Annotated in this window: 2 protein-coding genes and 1 tRNA gene; 1 reads left to right on the top strand and 2 read right to left on the bottom strand. The window is 70.6% G+C overall.

Annotated elements, in window-relative coordinates:
• Both VIU94_RS13075 and VIU94_RS13070 read right to left on the bottom strand, forming a co-directional pair.
• Nucleotides 1-857, bottom strand: an 857-nt coding sequence (locus tag VIU94_RS13075; protein ID WP_331910912.1) for a histidine kinase, incomplete at its 3' end; no start/stop codon positions are given.
• A gap of 218 nt (nucleotides 858-1,075) precedes the next feature.
• Nucleotides 1,076-1,162 (bottom strand) — tRNA-Leu (locus tag VIU94_RS13070).
• Between the two features lie 288 nt (nucleotides 1,163-1,450).
• Here VIU94_RS13070 and VIU94_RS13065 point away from each other — a divergent pair.
• A partial coding sequence (locus tag VIU94_RS13065; protein WP_331910910.1) for a DUF3662 domain-containing protein occupies nucleotides 1,451-1,914 on the top strand: 464 nt, incomplete at its 3' end.

The following is a 1,914-nucleotide window of genomic DNA, read 5'->3' as shown; positions in this document are numbered from 1 at the left end:
GCCACGATGCCGGCCGCGCCGCGCCGCGACTCGTCCACCGCGCCGGCCCCCACAGGTCCGGCCGCGGCCGGCGCCTCCGTGCCGTCGCGCAGGATGCCGACGACCTCGCGCAGTTCGTGCATCGCCGCCACCGAGGCGTTGCGCAGCACGCCCACCGCCTCGCGCTGGCGCCCCGTCAGCTCGGGATCCACCTCCAGCGCCCCGGTGTGCACGGAGATCAGGGCCAGCTGGTGACCGAGGCTGTCGTGCATGTCCTGCGCGATCCGCTGACGCTCCCGCAGCCGGGCCTGCTGCGCGACCATCGACCGCTCCCGAAGCAGCCGGCCGTTGCGGTCCTGCAGCGCGTGCAGGAGCGTCCGGCGCTGGACCCAGTACCGGTGGCCGAGGCCCGGCACGACCGTCGTGGCCAGGAAGTAGAGGGTGCACACGAACGCCAGCCGCAGCGCCCCCTGCCAGTCCCAGGAGTCCAGCAGCGTCGTCGCCACGTACAGCACGTACGAGGCGGTGAACGCGGCGAGCGCCCGCCCGGCGTCGGCGATGTGCCGCCCCGCCGACCAGCCGACCAGGATGAGCAACACCACATACCCGGGCAGCAGCGGCGCGAGGGTTCCTGTGACGACCAGCACGGAGGCGGGGAACCGACGGCGCAGCAGCGACAGCACCGTGGCGCTCGCCGCCACCGCGGCCGGCCTCCAGCCGTCGCCGCCCAGAATCTCCTCGGTGCCGGCCGCAAGCACCGCCATCAGCAGCGCGAGCACGGCCTCGCCCGCGGTCCGCCGCCGGGTCCACGGCTCCGGACCCGCCAGCCACCGCCACGCGGCGCTTGCCCCGCCCCTGATCTTCGAAGACACTTCCACGCCCCCACGCTAGGCAGCGCCCGGCCCCGCCCGCGTCCCACTTTCGTCCCGTCCCGATGCGACAAAGGTCGCACCGGAACCGTCCGTCGTGCGAATGCGGGAACCGTCCGTCGTGCGAACGCCGGAACCGTCCGTCGTGCGGAACGCCGGCACCGTCCGTGGTCACACCGGAGCAACGCAGAAGCCCCGTAGGTCTTTCGACCTACGGGGCTTCCGTCTGGTGCGCGAGGGGGGAGTTGAACCCCCACGCCCTTGCGGGCACTGGAACCTGAATCCAGCGCGTCTGCCTATTCCGCCACCCGCGCATTGGGTGTGTCTCCTGCTCTCCGGTTCTTTCGGCCGGAGCGCCTGGCGACATCTGAAGATTAGCACGCTGCCGACCGTGGATTCACATCCGTTTGTTTGGACCCCGTCCGAACAGAACAGGACCAGGCTCAGGAGGGGCTGCGGGACACTGTCCTGAGGCCGCCTCTACGATCCGTGTGAGAGGTGACACTCGTCCACAGGGCAGAGAAGGGGAACCAGCCGATTTCCCGACGCGTGGATACGATCAGTAAGCAGTACCAGGACGGCAACGACGGAGGAGGTGCCCCATGGGAGTCCTGAAGCGTTTCGAGCAGCGACTCGAAGGTCTGGTCAACGGCACCTTCGCCAAGGTGTTCAAGTCCGAGGTCCAGCCCGTCGAGATCGCGGGCGCCCTCCAGCGGGAGTGCGACAACAACGCGACGATCTGGAACCGCGAGCGGACGGTCGTCCCCAACGACTTCATCGTGGAGCTGAGCACGCCGGACTACGAGCGTCTCAGCCCCTACTCCGGCCAGCTCGGGGACGAACTCTCCGGCCTGGTCCGCGAGTACGCCAAGCAGCAGCGGTACACCTTCATGGGCCCCATCAAGGTCCACTTGGAGAAGGCCGACGACCTCGACACCGGTCTGTACCGGGTGCGCAGCCGCACCCTGGCGTCGAGCACGTCCCAGCCGCAGCCGCCGCAGGGCGGCCCCGGCCGCGGCCAGGCCCCGAACGCCCAGCAGCCCGCCCGAGGCGGCTACGGCTACCC

Origin of the sequence: Streptomyces sp. (genome assembly GCF_036566765.1) — a bacterium.
Lineage (GTDB): Bacteria > Actinomycetota > Actinomycetes > Streptomycetales > Streptomycetaceae > Streptomyces.
This window is presented reverse-complemented; position numbering and strand designations above follow the sequence as displayed.